This window comes from Zhongshania antarctica (genome assembly GCF_014202945.1).
Taxonomy (GTDB): domain Bacteria; phylum Pseudomonadota; class Gammaproteobacteria; order Pseudomonadales; family Spongiibacteraceae; genus Spongiibacter; species Spongiibacter antarcticus.
Genome location: NZ_JACHHW010000001.1, coordinates 341068 through 359448, shown reverse-complemented (window position 1 = coordinate 359448; position 18381 = coordinate 341068). Strand labels below are relative to the sequence as shown.

The following is an 18381-nucleotide window of genomic DNA, read 5'->3' as shown; positions in this document are numbered from 1 at the left end:
AATTGTTGTGGTTAGGTCACCACGGCTAAGGCAGTAGGAATTTCCTTACCCCAGGGGCAGTGTTCTAAGGTGGTTTTTGCTGCGGACTCGCTGAGCGTTTCCAGTAGCAGTGCGCCGCCGGCAGCCCAGGCGGCGGCAACGTCGCCGGAAAATTCATCACCTAATGCCATTTTCAGTGTTTCAAGTAAAGCCTGATTCATTAACGCGAAGTGGTGATCATGCAAGCCTTGAGCGGTATAACGCCGACCTAGGCTGCTGACAACCACTTTTAAACCGTCAATATTGTTGAGCGAGCGAACAGCGGTACCGAGCAGGGCGACAAATTTTCGGCCTTTGTAGTCGGCTTGGCTATTAATATGTCGCTTTAACTCAGGGGATAATTGAAATAGGCGCAAGTAATAAAGCCGGGCAAAGGGGCGGCTGACGGCATTTATAGTGCGAAAACTTTTTTGAATACAGTTGATTTGATGCGGTGTCATGGCTAGCGCCTCACGGTCGCGTATTGATGCCAAAAAGCAATGGATAAAGAGAGATTGAAAAGCGTGTATCTCATCTTGGGTTTTAATCTAGAGGATTTAGCGGTAGATGATTATTAGAGCTAACCGAGGGGGGTATAGCTAGTTACCGTAATTAAGCGTGTGTAGGCGACGCTGTGTGGCTGAGCTTGAGTCGCGTGATGGTTGGCGCCGGTCACCTGTTCAAGGGCGCCGGCGCAATGTCTATTTACTCGACGTTTGCTGCGCCTAAAAATGCGGGTTTTTCGCCGCCGCCGTGAATTGTCAGTGTTGAGCCGCTAATATAGCTTGCTAAATCGCTGGCTAGAAACACGCAGGCATCGCCAATATCTTGAGGCAGGGCTAAGCGGCCGAGGGGGATAGTGTTGGCTATGGCGTCTATTCCCGCTTCATCGCCATAGTGTAAGTGCGATTGCTCGGTGCGAATTAAGCCGGCAATAATCGCGTTTGTTCTTACTTTTGGCGCCCATTCTACGGCGAGCGAGGTGGTAAGGCTGACTAAGCCTGCTTTGGCGGCGCCGTAGGCTGCTGTGCCCGGTGAAGGTCTGACTGCACTCACGGAGGCAATGTTGACGATCGCGCCACCACTGGCTTGCTGTTGCATCACTGCGTTACAGGCTTGGGAAAAGTTTAACGGGGCGAGCAAATTTAGACGAATAATAGACTCTGAAAATCGGGGTGAAACAGTTGCCGCGTCGGCGGCGGGCGCGCCGCCTGCATTGTTGATCAGCACATCTATACGCTTGTGAGCCGCAGCGACATGCTCGACAAAGCTAAAAATAGCGTCGACATCGCGCACGTCTACACTGCTGAAAATGGCGGTATTTTCGCCTATTTGAGGTAGTTGCTCCGGCTCCGTGCGACCGCAAATAATGACGGTGGCGCCTAGGCTTAAAAAGCGCTCGCTAATGCCTTTGCCAACACCTTTGCCGCCGCCGGTGACAATGACAACTTTGCCGCTGTAGTCAAGTGATGCCTGCATTCAAACTCCAAGAAATACTTTGTTTAATTATTAGAGAAGAGCGTATTGTAACGTGCTCGGTCACACTTTTTCATACACTAAATTGACTAGTTGGCAGACCCTAATGATAGCTAAGAGTGACCGTTTTTGACCTAAGTTAGACTCTTTTGACAATGTTTACCTATATCTAGGCGATATACACTGCAGTGAAAAATAGCGTAATGCTAGGGCGCTTTTTAAGGATTAACAGATTGTAAGAATGCGATAGGGTCTTCGATGTTGTTGTCGCGACTTGTAAGCTGTTAGTTTATGGCCGTAATTTAGATAAGGTATCGAATAAGTAAAGCGTGTCGAGAGCGAATTCAACCGATAAAGGTGTATCAATAATGAGCGAGATCAAACCAGTTGTTGCGATTTTAGGTGGAACCGGAGGCTTGGGAACAGGCTTGGCTCGGCGCTGGGCGGAGGCGGGCTACCAAATTATTATTGGTTCCCGCAGCCAAGAAAAGGCCGAGGAAGCCGCGGCAGATTTGCGCGCCCTTATGCAGGAGCGTGGCGCTGGCCAGGTTCAGGTACTTGCGATGGATAATATCGCTGCGGCGAATGCAGCAGATATTGCCGCCCTCACCGTGCCATTTGCTCACCACGCGAGCACCTTATTAAGTGTTAAAGAGGCCCTGCAAGGTAAAATTCTAATTGATGTTACCGTGCCGCTCGTGCCGCCGAAAGTGGCGAGAGTGCAGCTGCCGGCAGAGGGCTCCGCTGGTCAAATTGCACAAAATTTACTGGGTGAAGGGGTCAATGTGGTGTCGGCATTTCAGAATGTTGCTGCGGTGCACCTGCAAGATGGTCAGGGCATGGAATGCGATGTTCTCGTCTGCGGTGATAATAAAGAGGCCCGCGCGGCGGTAATTGAATTGGTTGAAGCCGTTGGCTTGCGTGGCTTTCATGCCGGCAGTATCGCCAACGCGGCGGCAGTGGAGGCGATGACCTCGCTGCTCATTTTTATCAATAAGCAGTATAAGTGTCACGCCGGAATTAAACTGACCGGTCTGGATCGCTGATTAATATGACGCAAGGCGCTCTGACATTACATGCGGTGCCGGGTATTCCCCTGGTGGAACCTGGCGACGATCTTTGCGCGTTGACGCTAAGTGCGCTAAATCAAGCGAACTTAGCGTTGCAAAACGGCGATGTCTTGGTACTGGCTCAAAAAATTGTCTCGAAGGCTGAGGGACGCTACGCTTTTTTAAACGACGTGGAACCCGGCCCCGAGGCGCATGCCTTAGCGCTTGAATGCGATAAAGACCCTCGTCACATGGAGGTTTTACTGCGCGAGTCGCGCGCTGTTCTACGTCGTCGGCCGGGGGTGGTTATTGTTGAACATAAATTAGGCTATGTTCATGCTAATGCCGGTATTGACCGCTCTAATATTCTTAGTGATGACAGCAACCCTCGTTTGTTGCTGTTGCCAGAAAATCCAGATGCCAGCGCCCAACGCTTGCGCGAGGCACTGGCTGTTAAAACCGGTGCACAGGTTAATATTATTATTAACGACAGCGCAGGGCGAGCTTGGCGCAATGGCAGCCTCGGTTTTGCCATAGGCACGGCAGGTTTTGAACCGGTAGAAAATCGTATCGGTGAGCAGGATCTCTTCGGTCGTGCGCTAGAGATTACCGAAGTGGCGGTTGCTGATGAACTCGCCGCCGCGGCATCTTTTTTGATGGGGCAGGGCAGCGAGGCAATGCCATTAGTGTTGGTGCGGGGCGCTAAATTGCGTCCCTCGAATGATGGTTCGGCTTCCTTAATTCGTGACCGAGATAGGGACATGTTTCGCTAATGAGTACTCATCACTTAGCTGACTCTGATTTTCAGGGGCGAATACTGGCATTAACCGGCGGCGTGGGTGGCGCTAAATTGGCGCGGGGACTCGCTGGCGTGCTCAAGGGCGGTCAACTCACTATTGCTGCGAATACCGCAGATGATTTTGATTATTGGGGTCTGCGAATATGCCCAGATCTTGATTCGGTCATGTATGCCTTAGCTGACCTAAATGATGAAACCCGGGGCTGGGGGTTAAAGGACGAAAGCTGGCGGACAGGGATTGCCATGCGCAGGCTCGGCGGTGACGAGTGGTTTCAAATCGGCGACCAAGACGCCGCAACGCATATTTTTCGCAGTCAAATGCTGGCGACCGGTTCTAGTCTGGCTGAGGTAACGGAGAAACTGTGCTGCGGCTTAGGCATTGCACAGACCCTATTGCCGATGAGCGAAGATAAAGTCGCCACCAAAGTTAACACCGATCAGGGCTGGCTCGAGTTCCAAGAGTATTTTGTTCGCGACAAGTGTGAACCAGAAGTGCGTGGCTTGGCCTTTGATGGCATCGAGACTGCGCAGTTGCACCCAGCTATTGTCGATCTCCTGCAAGGTGACGAGCTCGCCGCAGTAATTATTTGTCCGTCTAATCCTTTTGTGAGTGTTGATCCTATTTTGTCGATTCCAGGGTGTCGGGCGCTATTAAATGCGACTAAAGCGCCTGTTATCGCAGTGTCGCCGATAATTGCTGGCCGTGCGGTAAAAGGCCCTGCGGCGAAAATGATGCGGGAGTTGGCGATGCCAGCCACTGCGACTGCGGTGGCCCAGCATTATGGTGATCTGCTCGACGGTTATGTTTTGGATGAACAAGACGCCGACTGCGCCGACGACGTCGCATCGCTGGGAATAGAAGTGTGTGTCGCGCCCACGATGATGAGTGATGTGAGCAGTAAAATGCGTTTGGCCGAGATTGTTTTGGATTTTGCTGCAGGAATTGCGCTGCGCAATTAAAATAAAAATCATCTATAAAGTGAAAAAATGTATGTGGGCACTGCTGCCATTAAAAGATTTTGTTCAGGCCAAACAGCGCTTGTCGGGTAGCCTAACGGTATCTGAGCGACGCGGCCTATTCCATGCGATGGTCGAAGACGTTTTAACGGTGATGTCGGTCCACCCCGACTTTGAACGAGTGGTGCTGGTCTCAGATGACCCCGCCGCGCAGTTATTAGCGGAGCATTATCGTGTCGAGTGTTGGTCTGAACGCAGTTTTGCGGTGCGCGGCTTGAGTGCGGTGGTTACCGCCGCGTTGGCGAAAATACAGTCTATTGCGGTCGGCGAGCAAAATACGGTGATGGTGGTACATGGTGATTTACCATTACTCTGTAACAGTGAACTCGATACGGTAATTCGTCAGCACCAGCAGCTGCTCGCTGCAGGTAACTCCGGCTTGAGCATCGTTACCGATCGCCATCAGCGCGGTAGTAATATCTTAGTGTGTGACCCCGCGCGGCCCTTAAATCTCGCATATGGTGCTGATAGCTGTGCATTGCATCGCGAGGAAGCCCGTCGAATAGGGATTCCCGCCCAGGTCTTACAACTGCCCGGCATCGGTCAAGACATTGATACGCGCGAGGATTTATTGCGTTTGTTGGCATTGCCTAGAACTGGAGTTGCCACCCATACCCTGACATTTTTGCATGACACTGGCATCGCGCAACGGCTTAATACCATGAACACTGAAGCCAATGTTGATGCCTTGATTGCCCATACAGAATCGGCATTGTCCGAGTGGAATACCTTATGACAGCGACGGGCTATTTAACGGAAGTGGCAGCGGAGGGATTAAGTGAGGCAGATGCCTTGCGCCTAGCCGAGCTTAGCGACAGCCCTGCCTTGATGCAGGCCGCCGCGCAGCTACGTGATCGCGGCTTTAATAATGGGGTGAGTTATTCGCGTAAAGTGTTTATTCCACTAACACATTTGTGCCGCGATGTTTGCCATTACTGCACTTTTGCGAAAACGCCCAAAAAGATCGAACAAGCGTATTTGCCTGTCGAGCAGGTGCTAGCGCAAGTGAAAGTCGCTGAGAGCATGGGCTGCAAAGAAGCCCTGTTTACCTTGGGTGAAAAGCCTGAACTACGCTACCGCGCGGCGCGGGAAGCGCTCGCGCAAATGGGCTTTTCGACCACATTAGAATATCTCGCTCATGTCGCCGGCAGAGTCCTGACCGAAACCAATGTACTTCCCCATATTAATGCCGGTTGCATGAGCGATGAAGAAATCGCCATGTTGCGCCCCGTGTCGGCATCCATGGGCATTATGTTGGAGTCCGCATCGGCCCGCCTTTGCGAGAAAGGCATGCCGCATTACGGCTCTCCTGACAAAGACCCCGAATTGCGTTTGGCGACAATTGAACGGGCGGGGCGCGCGGCGGTGCCGTTCACTTCAGGCATTTTGATTGGTATTGGTGAAACTCGTTTGGAGCGGGTGGAATCACTGCTGGCATTGCGCGCGCGACACCGCCGCTACGGCCATTTGCAGGAAGTGATTGTTCAAAACTTTCGCGCCAAACCGAATACCAAAATGGCCACTGCGCCCGAGCCCGATTTAAATGAACTGCTGTGGACGATTGCCGTTGCACGGCTTATTTTCGGTTCGCAGATGAGTATTCAGGCGCCGCCGAACCTCAGCCCTGGCGTATTGCCTCAGCTCGTTGCGGCGGGTTTAAATGACTGGGGCGGCGTGTCGCCCTTAACCCCCGATTTTGTTAACCCTGAGGCGCCTTGGCCGCACCTAGAAACTTTGGCAAGAGAAACCGCGGCGGCGGGCAAGCACCTGCATGAACGTTTAACTATTTATCCGCGCTATGTACAGGACTACTCGCGCTGGCTTGATCCTGCCTTGCACACCAAGGTTTTTCACTATAGCGATGGCCAAGGCTTGCCGAAAGAAGATGACTGGGTGGCCGGGCAAGACTTTGAAGCGCCTGCAGTGGATCTGGCGCTGCTCGCCAGTGAAGCCAGTAAGCTGGCACCGGCGGTTTCGGCGGACATACAGAACATCCTTGCGGCGGCCATGCGCGCCGAGGCGTTGAGTGAAGACAATATTATTCGCCTTTTCACGGCGCGTGGTAGTGATTTTGCTGCGGTGTGCCGCGCCGCAAATACCCTGCGCCAACAGCGCTGCGGTGATCGCGTTAGCTACGTGGTTACTCGCAATATTAATTACACCAATGTCTGCTATTTTAAATGCCAGTTTTGCGCCTTTTCGAAGGGAAAATTGAGCGAAAATTTGCGGGGTCGGCCCTATGATTTGTCCGGTGAAGAAATCGCCCGACGGGCCAAAGAGGCTTGGCAACGCGGTGCTTCTGAAGTTTGTATGCAGGGCGGGATTCACCCTGAATACACCGGGCAAACCTACCTAGATATTGTTGCCACTTTACGCGCCGCGACGCCCGATATGCACATTCACGCGTTCTCGCCTTTAGAGGTTTGGCAGGGTGCGGAGACTTTGGGCTTGGATCTCGAGACGTATCTCAGGCAGCTTAAAGAGGCTGGTTTACACACTTTGCCAGGTACGGCTGCAGAGGTTTTAGACGACGAGGTGAGAGCGGTTCTCTGCCCAGATAAAATCAATACCGAGCAGTGGCTCGCCGTCATGGCGGCAGCCCATAAAGTTGGGCTGCGTTCTACGGCAACGATTATGTATGGCCATGTAGACAACTACCGGTCGTGGGCGCGGCATTTATTGCGGGTGCGGACCTTGCAAGAAAAAACCGGTGGTTTTACCGAGTTTGTGCCGCTGCCCTTTGTGCCGCCAGAAGCACCTATTTATCTGAAAGGGCGCGCTCGCCGCGGCCCGAGTTTTCGCGAGGCTATTTTAATGCACGCCGTGGCGCGCTTGGTGTTTAACGGTTTGATCGACAATATTCAGGCGTCGTGGGTCAAAATGGGCGAGCAGGGGGTCGAAGCATTGCTCAATGCCGGTGTAAACGACCTGGGCGGCACCTTAATGAATGAAACCATTACTCGTGCGGCAGGTGCTGTTCACGGTCAAGAGGCTGCGCCTGAACTGATGGAAGGGCGTATTCGGCGTGCGGGTCGGCAAGCCTTTCAGCGTAATACCTTGTACGGCTCAGCCGATCCGCAGCAGAATTTGCGTTCACGCAGTGCCGCACCACTTAGCGAGGTGGTGAACACCCCAGCGCATAAATATGAGCGGAGTAAGCAAATCAGCACCGAGGATGTTATCGCCACGAGCTGAGAGCTTTAATCGACCGCTGCTTGACGCAGCGGCATATCCATCCAAGGAAAATAAAAATAATGGGAATTTATGCTCTAACGGGTGGTGCCACCGGAATTGGTGCGGCTATAAAAACGCAGCTTCGGGCTTTGGGCCACGAGGTTATTGTGGTCGATCTGTACGAGGGCGATGTTTGTGTTGATCTCGCAGATGCGTCGGGGCGGCAAAAGGCCATTGATGGAATCCGCGCGCTCGCTCCAGCGGGCTTAGACGGCTTTATACCCTGTGCGGGGCTTGGCCCGTCGGTGCGGCCACTGTCGCTAATTAGTCAGGTGAATTATTTCGCTGCGGTTGCGGTCACGGAAGGGGTTTTAGACTTACTGGTGCGGCGCAAGGGCAGTATTGTGATGATTTCATCTAACTCCGCTGTCATGACCGCTCACGACGACTACGTGAAATTATTGCTGGCTGATGACGAAGCTGCCGCCGGTGAGATGATCACGAGTAAAGATGCTCACACGGCCTACGCGGGTTCTAAACACGCGTTGAGCTGTTGGTTGCGTCGCAACGCGCCAGATTACGCGCGTCAGGGTGTGCGGATCAACGCGGTAGCACCGGGTATTGTCAACACACCGCTGAGCGACAAAGTGCTAGCCGATAAGGATTTAGGGCAGGTTATGAGGGATTTTGGCGACAGCGTACCCCTGGGTGCCATTGGCCAGCCAGATCAAATAGCGGAGGTGGTGTGCTTTTTACTCAGTGATAAAGCCAGTTTTATGTCTGGCGCCATCGTATTCGTTGATGGCGGTCACGACGCCATGTTGCGTCCAGACCAATTTTAAACATAGGAAAGTGGGTTTACTGCCACCCACAGAGCCACTGGTTGGCATCACGTAGTTCTCGCCACTGTAAAGTGTAGCTGCGTTTGCTCATTACCGCTTCGATCATGCAGTGGTATAGGGTTTGGTATTCATCGAACTCGACTTCGGTAATAACAAAATGTTTCTCCTTATTTTGGGGGCTAACGGCGGTCCATTTACTATTGAGCAGTTTCTTGGGGTTAACAGCATTCATTTTGAGAACCTAGGCAATCGTGACGTAGTGGTGTTTACGTTGTAAGACGAGGAATGGATGCGTTGCAGCTCCTTGGAATTTGCGCTATATCCCGTGATAATGCCTTTTCCTTAGCCACACAAACTGCACCTCTCGTCGGAAACCCATGTCCTTAATCTCGCCTTTAGTGCCGGTTGTTCTGCCGGTGATATTCTGTGCTGCCATTGGTGTGTTTTGGGTGCGCTTTAAACAGCCCTTCGACCACGAATTTGTGCGTCGAATTGTGCTGTGGATTGGCGCGCCAGCCCTGATAGTCGGTACGCTTAGTAAAACCGCTATTTCGGCCGAGTTGCTGCAGCAGGTCTTGCTCGCCAGTTTTTGCATGCTGGGTTTTAGCGCCGCGTTTGCCGCCGCTGTGTGCGTGTTTTTCCGGCTGAATGTGCGCGATTTCTTGATCCCCCTGATCTTTGGTAATTTCGGCAATATGGGGCTGCCGTTGTGTTTGTTTGCCTTTGGTGAAGAAGGTTTGGCCATTGGTTTAGGGATTTTTTTGGTGACCACCATTTCGCACTTCTCGTTTGGCGTTGCTGTACTCAGCGGCAAGGCAATGGTGAAGGGTATGCTCAGCTCGCCGATTATCTACGCCGGGGCACTTGCCTGCATTTTGATTTTTAATCACTGGACCTTGCCGCTGTCGATACAAAATAGCTTGAGTTTACTGGGTGGCATGTCGATACCCTTGATGTTAATCACCCTTGGGGTTTCCTTGAGCAGCTTGCGTCTGCAGGGGGCCGGAAAGTCGCTGGGCCTGGGGTGTTTACGGCTGCTGGTTGGCTTGGGTGGCGGCGTGGTGACGGTATACGTCTTGGAGCTAGAGGGTATGTTGCGCAATGTGATATTGCTGCAATCGGCAACACCGGCAGCGGTGTTTAATTATTTGCTAGCGATGCAGTATCGGCGTGAGCCAGATACCGTGGCGGGGATGGTGGTTAGCTCAACACTGATCAGCTTTGTCAGCATCCCCGTTTTACTCTATTTTCTCGGTGTGCACTGAACGCGATTTAACGGACAATAATCTTCTTTTTGGCGCGGACAATTTCGCGCTCTAAACGTTCGTAAATTGCCTTAACGTCAATATCGGCGCCCACCGCAGCGCGACTAGAAATTTGGGTGACGGGAAATATGGCCTCGTCTTTAAAAGGAACTTCTAGCGCGCGACTGCGGCCGACACGATCAATATATATCACCCACTTTAAATTGTGTTCTTTGCGCAGATGATCGCCTAACACTATGCCCATGGCCTGCAGTAGTGAGGTTTGGTCGCCCCTGATGAGTTTGCGGTCAAGCAGGGTTTGTATCAGTCTTAGGTCGCTGTCGCGGCCTTGGCCAAAGCTGCGGCCCAGTTCAATTCGGGCAAGGTCGTTGAGTTCCTTGCGGCTGTTGTCCATGTAACGCTCGTCCATGGGTGTGATCGGGTCGGTGCGCCACGGGTCGGCAATACTCATAGGCGCCAAAATAAACAGAAATACTATTACTAGGAAACGCATTGGCTTTTCTCCTGTCTCACATGGGCAAAACGCGGTGCATTATAGGTCTTAACGCCATCAAGACATATGTTATAGACCATGTTTGCACGGATTCGTTCGAGATTCCGCTGCCTTACAGTGATTTGTCCCTTGAGCTGCGTGGCACAGGCCAGTACCATTGGCGGCTTGCACCATTTTTGGAGATACAGGCATGATTTCGGGTAGCATTGTCGCCCTAGTAACACCGATGCACAGCGATGGCAGCATAGACTGGCAGGCCTTGGCACGCTTAATCGACTGGCATGTCGAGCAGGGCACTGACGGTATAGTGGCAGTCGGCACTACCGGCGAGTCTGCAACACTGGCCATGGACGAGCACAAAATGGTGATTAAAGCCTGTGTTGACCAAGTGGCTGGGCGGATGAAAGTGATTGCCGGTACTGGCGCCAACTCGACGGCTGAGGCCATTGAACTGACCGAGGTTGCCCGCGAAGTGGGCGCAGATGCCTGCTTATTGGTGACGCCTTATTACAATAAGCCGACCCAAGAAGGCCTCTATCAGCACTATATGGCGATAGCCAATGCGGTGGCCATTCCCCAAATTCTCTACAATGTGCCAGGTCGTACCGCCTGTGATATGGCTAATGACACGACTATCCGTTTGGCTGAGCACCCAAATATTATTGCGATAAAAGATGCGACGGGTGATATGGCGCGGGGTAAAGCGCTTATCGATGCCGTTGGCGACAAGCTCAGTGTCTTTTCTGGCGACGATGCGACGGCGGCAGAACTAATGCTCCTTGGCGGTAAAGGCAATATTTCCGTTACTGCTAATATTGCGCCGGCAGCGGTAAAAGCGGTTTGTGTGGCGGCCATGGCTGGCGACAAAACGGCGGCAGAACTGGCGGACGCACCCCTGCAAATTTTACATGAACGCCTGTTTGTGGAGTCAAACCCAATTCCGGTGAAGTGGGCCATGCTTGCGATGGGCCTGATGGAAGACGGTATTCGTTTACCCTTAACACTGCTTAGCGAAGCCGCTAGACCCCAAGTGGCAGAAGCCCTGAAACAATCGGGATTATTAGACTAAATGAGCGAAACTATGCACAGCACCGTATTTCGATTGATGACAGCGAGTCTCGGGCTGGTGGTATTGTCCGGCTGTATGTTTGGCGATAATGGCGCATTTCGTGATCGCGGAGACGACTACCGTCAGGCAAAATTAAGTGCACCACTGGAATTGCCAGCCGAAATCAGTTCAGCCTCGCTGGACGATAAGTATGTCGTGCCTGGTTTGCAAACCCACACGGTATTGCCGGGTAAATTTGATTTACCACGCCCTGAACCACTTACTAAAAATGTGGGTACTGCTGAAGTTAAAATTCAAACTTTAGAAGGTAAGAGCTGGATATTGCTGGACGGAGATCCAAATCAAGTTTGGCCGCGGATGCGGGTATTCCTTGGTCGTGCTGGATTGAAAGTGGCGCGTGCCGATGGCGCTACTGCAATAATAGAAACCGAGTGGCGTGATCCGAACGGTGACGGCAGCACGCGTGAGCGTTTTCGTTTCCGTCTAGATCAAGGTGTGCAAAAAGGCACCAGTGAAATTCATATACTCACCCAGATCAACGGCGGTGATGCTTGGCCGGTGGCGTCCGACTCGCTAGAACGTGAGTCGCAGATGGTGCGGGTTGTCGCCCAGTATTTAGCCGATAGCGAGGCCGACGCGTCAGTGTCGATGCTGGCTCAGCGTAGCGATGGCAAGGGTAAGATTTTTCTAGAGGGCGCCGAAGACGGCGCTGACGGCCGCTATTTACGCCTTCTCTTACCAGAAGATCGCGCGTGGGCTGCTCTGGGTTTAGCGTTGGTTAAAGCCGGTTTTGAGATAGAAGATGATCGTCGCGAAGTGAATAAATACTGGCTCACCTATCTTGATCCTGATGCAGAGGAGATGGGTTGGTTTTCGCGAATTTTCAGTGCCCGCCGCCCAAATTTGAGTCGCTACGTAGTGGAATTGCGCCCTGTGGGCGACGATAAGGCTGAATCGCTGATTTTCCTGAATTACCAAAAAGGTCGCCGTCTGCGGGAAACCGAACGCGAAAATCTCCTTAAGCGTATTATGGGGTATATGTATTAGTGCGCTTCGCATCTCTGGGTAGTGGCAGTAAAGGAAACGCTACCCTGCTTGAAACCGAGCAAAGCTGTATCCTGATCGATTGCGGTTTCAGCATTAAGGAAACCGAGCGGCGTATGGCGAGGCTGGGGCGCGCGCCAAGTGACTTGACCGCTATTCTCGTTACGCATGAACACAGCGACCACATCAAAGGGGTGTTGCCGCTGGCGCGTAAATACAAGGTGCCGGTGTATTGCAGTTACGGCACGGGTGAGCATGGCCAGTTGCGGCTTTCGCACCACTGGCGGCATTTGGAGTTGGGCGCGGCAATCGACATTGGTGGAATCTCAGTGATGCCTGTTGCGGTTCCCCACGATGCTCGTGAACCCTGTCAATTTGTGTTCAGTTACCGAAAAAAAACGTTTGGGCTGCTCACGGATTTAGGTAGTATTACGCCCGTCGTTAGAGAGCACTATCAACGCTGTGATGCGCTTTTACTTGAGTGTAACCACGACGTGACTATGTTGGCCAATGGTCCTTATCCCTATTCCTTAAAGCAGCGGGTTGGCGGTGATTGGGGCCATTTGAACAATCAGCAGGCCGCGAGTTTGCTAGAAGACGCCGAGGTTGCCCGGCTTCAACACGTGGTCATTGCCCACCTGAGTGAAAAGAACAACACGCCCGCGCTGGCGAGAATGGCGATTGAACCGATGTTGGTAAACAGTGACGCGCTGCTGTCTGCCGACCAAGAGGCTGGTTTCGACTGGCTGGATATAGCGTGATCTTTTTGTGCTAATGAGGCAAACCATGGAAAAACGCGAAGAGTTGTATTCCGGTAAGGCAAAGTCAGTATTCAAAACTGATGATCCAGACCGTTATATCCTCAATTTCAGAAATGATACCTCGGCCTTCGATGGTCTGCGGGTAGAGCAGCTGGATCGCAAAGGCATGGTGAACAATAAGTTCAATGCCTTCATTATGAACGCCTTGCAGGCGGCTGGTATTCCAACCCATTTTGAAAAGCTGCTGTCAGATAATGACGCGCTGGTTAAAAAATTGGATATGTTGCCCATAGAGTGTGTTGTACGCAATATCGCTGCTGGCTCTATTGTGAAGCGTTTGGGTGTAGAAGAAGGTCTGGAACTCAATCCGCCAACTTTTGAAATGTTCTTGAAGAACGATGCCCTACATGACCCTATGATCAACGAATACCATATTCGCTCATTTGGCTGGGCAAACGACGCTCAGCTCGATCGCATGAAGGAATTAACCTTTAAAGTTAACGACGTACTGCAAAAGATGTTTGCCGACGCTGGTATGCTACTGGTTGACTACAAGCTGGAGTTTGGTGTGTTCAGCGATGGCGAAATCCATCTTGGCGACGAATTCTCGCCAGACGGCTGCCGCTTATGGGACAAAGACACTCGCGAGAAACTCGACAAAGATCGCTTCCGCCAAGGCCTTGGTAATGTGGTTGAATCCTACGAGTTAGTTGGTCGCCGTTTGGGTATCGATTTCGACGCGTAAATCGTCAGCGCGCAAATCCTTGCTCAATCTCACCGCACTGCGTTAGCATAGCCACTCGCTTGTTAACGCAGTATTGCCTGGCCTCCATGAAACTTAGTCTTCAGCATAAACGCCTATCACTGGCGGCACTGTTATTACTGTGCCTCAGTTGGTCGCTATGGCTGCAAGGTAATCATATTCATGTGGCTGAGCACAGCCCACTCAGTGAGTGTGCGGTTTGTCATTACAGTGGCGCTGCGGCTACTAGTGACTCCTTTAGCCTCTATATTCCCGCGGCTCTGCCAAGCCCTCATGACTTGGCGCTACCCAGCGTTTTTCGCGCAAGCATCGTGCTGCGTCCGCCCGCACGTGCACCTCCGGTATTTTTTGTCTAAATCGCATCACGCGAAACATTAGCTTGGACCATAAGCCGCTTGCGCTTGAAAATCAGCGCGGTGTGCCCGTGTCGTTGCGGCGGTTTTAAGTTGGATGTTTTCTGCAGAACAATTTGCGGCGCTATGTTGCAGGGTAAGGCTGTTGAGTCTTGTGCAAATAGCCATTTAAGACCTTAGGTACTTAGGAACACACAATGAACTGGAAAATGAAAATTGCTCTGGCGGGCGTCTGTGTCCAGCCACTAAACATATTGGCAGAAGATAATCGCCATATGGAACATGTCTTGGTGACCACCTCTATTCATAAAAACGAAGCGCAGACCGCCTTGCCTTTAACTGTGCTAAGTGGCGAGGAGTTGCGCCGTCAGGCGGCAGCGACGATTGGCGAAACCCTAAATCATTCGCCGGGATTGAGCAGTGCCAGCTTTGGGCCTGCAGTAGGGCAGCCGGTTATTCGGGGCCAGCAGGGGCCGCGAGTGCAGGTGCTGCAAAATAGTTTGCCAAGCTTAGACGTGTCGTCCAATAGCGCCGATCATGCTGTATCCGTCGAACCAATATTGGCCGAGAGTATTGAAATTCTGCGCGGCCCAGCGACCTTGCTGTATGGCGGTGGTGCAATTGGTGGGGTCATTAATGTCTTGGATGGCCGAGTGCCCAGCAAGGCGATTGAGGGTGTGAACGGCGCGGCAGAGCTGCGTCACAGCAGTGTCGATGACGGTCGCAGTGGGATGTTTCGGGTCGATGCTGGTGATGGCAACTGGGCGGTGCATATTGACTCGCTGTATCGCGACTGGGGCTACCCAGAGATTCCGGGTTTAGCGGTTAATTCACGTAATATCGAGGACACCGACGAAAGCAGTGAGGGCTTTATTGCCAATGCCGACGGTCGCACCCGTCGCACGACATTAGGCAGTGCCTACCATTTTGAAGATGGCTACTTTGGGCTAAGTTATAGCGAGCTAGACAATGTCTATGGTATTCCCGCTGGCGTGTATCATCACCATGATGAGGAAAACGGCGTGGGCGCAGTAGTAGACGAAGAGGCTGAAGAGGGTGTCAATCTCGCGGTAAGTCAAAAGCGCTGGGATCTTGCCGGTGATCAACATTTTGATGGCTTTTTGGAACTACTGCGCTGGCGGCTGGCGTATAGCGATTATCAACACCAGGAGATAGAAGCCAGCGGCGACGTTGGCACTACATTCAATAAAGAAGCGTGGACGGGACGGCTGGAATTGGCGCATCAGACGTTTAGCTATTGGGGTGGTGACTGGCATGGTGTATTTGGTGCGCAGTGGTTGGAGGCTGATTTCTCGGCGCTCGGCGAAGAGTCCTTTGTACCCGCAAACACCACTCGCCAGCTGGGCTTATTTTGGCTAGAGGACTATCACGCTAAAAATTGGTCGCTTGAGGCGGGCTTGCGTGCGGATATGGATCGCCTTTCTGCAGACCAGAACAGTATAAAAGACCACAATACCGATAGCATCAGCGCTTCACTTGCGGGCTTATATGAGTTGAATGATAGCTGGACGGCGTCATTATCGCTTTCTAGCTCTCGTCGGGCGCCGACAGCAGAGGAGCGTTTTTCAAATATCGGCAATGCCGCCGGCAGCTACGTTGTGCATGGTGCCACTGGCGCGATTGAACTTGGTGATGAGCAATTGGACAGCGAAGAGGCGCAGAATATTGACCTGAGCTTGCGCGCTGAGTATGAGATGGTCAGCGCTAAAATCGCCGTATTTTCGAATCAATTTAATGATTTTATTTATTTAGAAAATACGGGCAACGAGGTGGATGGCGTAGACGTCCTCGCGTACCGGCAACAAGATGCAACCTTTCAAGGGCTTGAGTATGAGCTTGATTGGTCGTTTTACCGTAGTGCTAATCAGACTTATAGCCTGAGCTTATTTGGTGATCGTATAAAAGGTGAGTTGGATAACGGCGATAGCGCCCCTCGTCTGCCGCCCGGACATGACGGTGTGCGCCTTAATTGGCAAGCACAGAACTGGCAGGCTGATTTAAGTGTGGTTTACGCTCAAGCGCAGACCAAGCCAGGGGCCAATGAGCTGCCTACAGCGAGCTATAAACGCATTGATATGACCGTGTCGCGGGCCTTTGATCTTGCCGACGTGCAATACACGATAATGCTTAAAGGCCGGAATTTAGGTGACGACGACATTCGCAGTGCGAGCTCATTTATTCGCGATTACGCCCCCGAAGCAGGCCGTGGCATTGAGCTGGCCTTGCAGATGCGGTTTGGCGATAACTGAGGATGAATGGCCATTTTATTCGATAAGGCGTGTTGGTATTAATGCGGATTGCGGAAAAAAATGGCCTATCTCAGGAACATAGCGCTGGGTGGCGCGGTCATAAACTCCGAATGCAGACATTTCTAGGCGAGCTATTTTGTGATCGCGTGTTGTATTTCAAACTTACTTTATAGGGACCTGCTAGGTTGAATGTCAGGCTGAAAAAAATCGTATAAGGTGATATTTATTTCAGTAAAAGTAAGTTTTTTCAGTACGAAAATCCCTAAAACTGAATCTACTCATGGAGAGTATCAAACATGAAAGCATTACTTGAAAATTTAAAATCGACGCAAAGCAGCAAACTTTTGGTTGCCTTTTTTATTGTGGCCAGCGCAATGTTCGCGATTAGCGCTTGTGAAAAGGGACCTGCTGAGAAAGCGGGCGAAAGTATCGATCAGGGTGTTGAAGACACCAAAGATGCTTACAACGAAGGTGTCGAAGAAGTGCAAGACGAAATAGACGACCACAGCTAATTGTAGGTCGCCTATTTGACGTCGCAGCGCATTGCATCGCGCTGCTAATCGGGCTGTGTTAGGGCGTAATTGCGCAAAGCACCGCCCGATTTTTTTTCTGTGATATTCTGTGCCTCGGACATAGCGTTGATGGGGGGGAGTATGCCTAAATTTATTTGCCTAGCTGTATTGGTTTTATTGGCGGCTTGCACAAAATTGCCGAGTGGCGTGACGCCGGTGTACGACTTTGATAAAGACAAATATCTCGGTAAATGGTATGAAATAGCCCGTTTAGATCAGCGCTTTGAGGCCGGCTTGAGTCAGGTGACGGCGGACTATAGTTTGCGCGATGATGGCGGCATTCGCGTTGTTAATCGTGGCTATTCGGCAGCGGATGGCGAATGGCGTGAGGCAGAAGGTCGGGCCTACTTTATTGATGATGAATCGACAGCTCATTTAAAAGTATCATTTTTTGGCCCGTTCTACTCATCGTATGTGGTCTTTGATCTCGGGCTTGCTGCAGACAAAGCGCGTTATGAAACGGCGTTTGTTAGCGGTTATAACAAATCCTATCTCTGGCTCTTGGCCAGAACGCCGGTGGTGAGTGACGAGGTGATTAGTCGCTTTGTGAATCAAGCGCGATCACTGGGTTTTGACACTGGCAGCTTACTTTATGTAAAGCACCCAAAATCAATTGAAGAAAACTAAACCGGTCGTCATTTGTCCTCCTCTAAGTCAAGACTAGACCGCTTTATTAGCCGCCAGGTTGGTATTAAACGCGGCGATGTTAGGTCGATTCTCGCGCAGGGAAGAGTGCTGGTAGACGGCCATGTGGCGAGGGATATTGCGCAGCAAATTGACCAGTTTTCCCATGTTACTTTCGACGGTCGTAGCCTCCAAGCGCAGCAAGCTTTGTATGTCATGCTCAATAAGCCCGCAGCGGTGGTCAGCGCGACAAAAGATGCAGAACATACTACCGTTATTGATATCCTGCAGCGTGATGACCGGGAGCAACTGCATATTGCCGGCCGTCTAGACTTCAATTCCACGGGCTTGCTGTTGTTGAGTAATGATGGAGACTGGTCTAGGCAGCTAAGCTTGCCGGAGCGTCAAATAGCAAAGGTATATACCGTGACGGTTGCCCAGCCCTTAAACACTGATTATGTGGCGGCCTTTGCGGCGGGTATGTATTTTGAGTATGAGGACATCACCACTCGCCCCGCGCAGTTATCGATTGTGTCTGACTATGTGGCGGAGGTCAGCTTATGCGAAGGCCGCTATCATCAAATCAAACGCATGTTTGGTCGTTTTCAAAATGAGGTTTTAACACTGCATCGCCACCGCATTGGTAGTCTAGATTTGGATGTGAGTTTGGCGCCCGGCGAGAGTCGAGATCTAAGCCAAACTGAGGTCGCTAAGTTGGCGGGGTGCTAGAAGCCGAAGCTTTTTTATTTGCGTCTCCCACCATCCGTCAATCGTGGCAAACTGCTTTATACT

General features: G+C 51.7%; 20 protein-coding genes. 16 read left to right on the top strand and 4 right to left on the bottom strand.

Annotation, left to right across the window (positions count from 1 at the left end; all coding sequences use genetic code 11):
• Positions 1-11 precede the first annotated feature (11 nt).
• Positions 12-479 (bottom strand): globin domain-containing protein, encoded by a 468-nt coding sequence (locus HNQ57_RS01630; protein WP_184460874.1) that lies wholly within the window; start codon positions 477-479, stop codon positions 12-14.
• Positions 480-723: 244 nt separating this feature from the next.
• Positions 724-1497, bottom strand: a complete 774-nt coding sequence (locus HNQ57_RS01625; protein WP_184460873.1) for an SDR family oxidoreductase — start codon at positions 1495-1497, stop codon at positions 724-726.
• 365 nt (positions 1498-1862) lie between these two features.
• On the opposite strand from HNQ57_RS01625, the gene npdG reads away from it, so the two are divergent.
• From npdG to HNQ57_RS01595, 6 genes are read left to right on the top strand one after another with little or no spacing between them, the layout of a single operon-like run.
• The gene (gene npdG / locus HNQ57_RS01620; RefSeq protein WP_184460872.1) at positions 1863-2540 is read left to right on the top strand and encodes an NADPH-dependent F420 reductase; all 678 of its coding nucleotides are present in this window, start codon (positions 1863-1865) and stop codon (positions 2538-2540) included.
• Between the two features lie 5 nt (positions 2541-2545).
• The gene (cofE, locus tag HNQ57_RS01615; RefSeq protein WP_184460871.1) at positions 2546-3316 is read left to right on the top strand and encodes a coenzyme F420-0:L-glutamate ligase; all 771 of its coding nucleotides are present in this window, start codon (positions 2546-2548) and stop codon (positions 3314-3316) included.
• Complete coding sequence (cofD, locus tag HNQ57_RS01610; protein ID WP_184460870.1) at positions 3316-4302, top strand: 2-phospho-L-lactate transferase; 987 nt, start codon at positions 3316-3318, stop codon at positions 4300-4302. Before cofE ends, cofD begins: the two co-directional genes overlap by 1 nt.
• 31 nt (positions 4303-4333) lie before the next feature.
• Positions 4334-5095, top strand: coding sequence for a 2-phospho-L-lactate guanylyltransferase (gene cofC / locus HNQ57_RS01605; RefSeq protein WP_184460869.1), 762 nt, complete (start codon positions 4334-4336; stop codon positions 5093-5095).
• Positions 5092-7554 carry a 5-amino-6-(D-ribitylamino)uracil--L-tyrosine 4-hydroxyphenyl transferase CofH gene (cofH, locus tag HNQ57_RS01600; protein ID WP_184460868.1) on the top strand — a complete coding sequence of 821 codons (2463 nt, stop codon included), beginning with the start codon at positions 5092-5094 and terminating at the stop codon, positions 7552-7554. Before cofC ends, cofH begins: the two co-directional genes overlap by 4 nt.
• A gap of 59 nt (positions 7555-7613) precedes the next feature.
• The gene (locus HNQ57_RS01595; protein ID WP_184460867.1) at positions 7614-8375 is read left to right on the top strand and encodes an SDR family oxidoreductase; all 762 of its coding nucleotides are present in this window, start codon (positions 7614-7616) and stop codon (positions 8373-8375) included.
• A gap of 16 nt (positions 8376-8391) precedes the next feature.
• Here HNQ57_RS01595 and HNQ57_RS01590 read toward each other — a convergent pair whose 3' ends face one another.
• The gene (locus HNQ57_RS01590) at positions 8392-8607 is read right to left on the bottom strand and encodes a TIGR02450 family Trp-rich protein (RefSeq protein ID WP_184460866.1); all 216 of its coding nucleotides are present in this window, start codon (positions 8605-8607) and stop codon (positions 8392-8394) included.
• Between the two features lie 145 nt (positions 8608-8752).
• Between HNQ57_RS01590 and HNQ57_RS01585 the strand changes: the two genes are divergently transcribed.
• Positions 8753-9640 carry an AEC family transporter gene (locus HNQ57_RS01585; RefSeq protein WP_184460865.1) on the top strand — a complete coding sequence of 296 codons (888 nt, stop codon included), beginning with the start codon at positions 8753-8755 and terminating at the stop codon, positions 9638-9640.
• Positions 9641-9647: 7 nt separating this feature from the next.
• Here HNQ57_RS01585 and HNQ57_RS01580 read toward each other — a convergent pair whose 3' ends face one another.
• Complete coding sequence (locus HNQ57_RS01580; protein WP_184460864.1) at positions 9648-10133, bottom strand: DUF3806 domain-containing protein; 486 nt, start codon at positions 10131-10133, stop codon at positions 9648-9650.
• A gap of 190 nt (positions 10134-10323) precedes the next feature.
• Here HNQ57_RS01580 and dapA point away from each other — a divergent pair, with 190 nt between their 5' ends.
• The 9 genes from dapA to HNQ57_RS01535 all read left to right on the top strand — a co-directional run bounded on the left by dapA (position 10324) and on the right by HNQ57_RS01535 (position 18318).
• Entirely contained in the window at positions 10324-11202 is an 879-nt protein-coding gene (gene dapA, locus HNQ57_RS01575) for a 4-hydroxy-tetrahydrodipicolinate synthase (RefSeq protein WP_184460863.1), read from the top strand.
• Entirely contained in the window at positions 11203-12249 is a 1047-nt protein-coding gene (gene bamC, locus HNQ57_RS01570; protein WP_184460862.1) for an outer membrane protein assembly factor BamC, read from the top strand.
• Complete coding sequence (locus HNQ57_RS01565; RefSeq protein WP_008249044.1) at positions 12249-13007, top strand: MBL fold metallo-hydrolase; 759 nt, start codon at positions 12249-12251, stop codon at positions 13005-13007. The genes bamC and HNQ57_RS01565 overlap by 1 nt, the downstream gene beginning before the upstream one ends.
• Positions 13008-13032: 25 nt before the next feature.
• A complete protein-coding gene (gene purC / locus HNQ57_RS01560) occupies positions 13033-13752 on the top strand; it encodes a phosphoribosylaminoimidazolesuccinocarboxamide synthase (RefSeq protein WP_184460861.1) in 720 nt (239 codons plus the stop codon).
• Between the two features lie 86 nt (positions 13753-13838).
• On the top strand, positions 13839-14126 hold the full coding sequence (locus HNQ57_RS01555) for a hypothetical protein (RefSeq protein ID WP_184460860.1): 288 nt from the start codon (positions 13839-13841) through the stop codon (positions 14124-14126).
• A gap of 194 nt (positions 14127-14320) precedes the next feature.
• Positions 14321-16393 carry a TonB-dependent receptor gene (locus HNQ57_RS01550; RefSeq protein ID WP_184460859.1) on the top strand — a complete coding sequence of 691 codons (2073 nt, stop codon included), beginning with the start codon at positions 14321-14323 and terminating at the stop codon, positions 16391-16393.
• A gap of 296 nt (positions 16394-16689) precedes the next feature.
• Complete coding sequence (locus HNQ57_RS01545; protein WP_184461126.1) at positions 16690-16905, top strand: hypothetical protein; 216 nt, start codon at positions 16690-16692, stop codon at positions 16903-16905.
• 141 nt (positions 16906-17046) lie between these two features.
• The gene (locus HNQ57_RS01540; RefSeq protein WP_184460858.1) at positions 17047-17592 is read left to right on the top strand and encodes a lipocalin family protein; all 546 of its coding nucleotides are present in this window, start codon (positions 17047-17049) and stop codon (positions 17590-17592) included.
• A gap of 12 nt (positions 17593-17604) precedes the next feature.
• On the top strand, positions 17605-18318 hold the full coding sequence (locus HNQ57_RS01535; protein ID WP_184460857.1) for a pseudouridine synthase: 714 nt from the start codon (positions 17605-17607) through the stop codon (positions 18316-18318).
• Positions 18319-18381 lie beyond the last annotated feature (63 nt).

Bases quoted from the DNA above. Each gene is read 5' to 3' on its own strand.
- HNQ57_RS01630 (WP_184460874.1), bottom strand. From the start codon at position 479: ATGACACCGCATCAAATCAACTGTATTCAAAAAAGTTTTCGCACTATA.
- HNQ57_RS01625 (WP_184460873.1), bottom strand. From the start codon at position 1,497: ATGCAGGCATCACTTGACTACAGCGGCAAAGTTGTCATTGTCACCGGC.
- npdG (WP_184460872.1), top strand. From the start codon at position 1,863: ATGAGCGAGATCAAACCAGTTGTTGCGATTTTAGGTGGAACCGGAGGC.
- cofE (WP_184460871.1), top strand. From the start codon at position 2,546: ATGACGCAAGGCGCTCTGACATTACATGCGGTGCCGGGTATTCCCCTG.
- cofD (WP_184460870.1), top strand. From the start codon at position 3,316: ATGAGTACTCATCACTTAGCTGACTCTGATTTTCAGGGGCGAATACTG.
- cofC (WP_184460869.1), top strand. From the start codon at position 4,334: ATGTGGGCACTGCTGCCATTAAAAGATTTTGTTCAGGCCAAACAGCGC.
- cofH (WP_184460868.1), top strand. From the start codon at position 5,092: ATGACAGCGACGGGCTATTTAACGGAAGTGGCAGCGGAGGGATTAAGT.
- HNQ57_RS01595 (WP_184460867.1), top strand. From the start codon at position 7,614: ATGGGAATTTATGCTCTAACGGGTGGTGCCACCGGAATTGGTGCGGCT.
- HNQ57_RS01590 (WP_184460866.1), bottom strand. From the start codon at position 8,607: ATGAATGCTGTTAACCCCAAGAAACTGCTCAATAGTAAATGGACCGCC.
- HNQ57_RS01585 (WP_184460865.1), top strand. From the start codon at position 8,753: ATGTCCTTAATCTCGCCTTTAGTGCCGGTTGTTCTGCCGGTGATATTC.
- HNQ57_RS01580 (WP_184460864.1), bottom strand. From the start codon at position 10,133: ATGCGTTTCCTAGTAATAGTATTTCTGTTTATTTTGGCGCCTATGAGT.
- dapA (WP_184460863.1), top strand. From the start codon at position 10,324: ATGATTTCGGGTAGCATTGTCGCCCTAGTAACACCGATGCACAGCGAT.
- bamC (WP_184460862.1), top strand. From the start codon at position 11,203: ATGAGCGAAACTATGCACAGCACCGTATTTCGATTGATGACAGCGAGT.
- purC (WP_184460861.1), top strand. From the start codon at position 13,033: ATGGAAAAACGCGAAGAGTTGTATTCCGGTAAGGCAAAGTCAGTATTC.
- HNQ57_RS01555 (WP_184460860.1), top strand. From the start codon at position 13,839: ATGAAACTTAGTCTTCAGCATAAACGCCTATCACTGGCGGCACTGTTA.
- HNQ57_RS01550 (WP_184460859.1), top strand. From the start codon at position 14,321: ATGAACTGGAAAATGAAAATTGCTCTGGCGGGCGTCTGTGTCCAGCCA.
- HNQ57_RS01545 (WP_184461126.1), top strand. From the start codon at position 16,690: ATGAAAGCATTACTTGAAAATTTAAAATCGACGCAAAGCAGCAAACTT.
- HNQ57_RS01540 (WP_184460858.1), top strand. From the start codon at position 17,047: ATGCCTAAATTTATTTGCCTAGCTGTATTGGTTTTATTGGCGGCTTGC.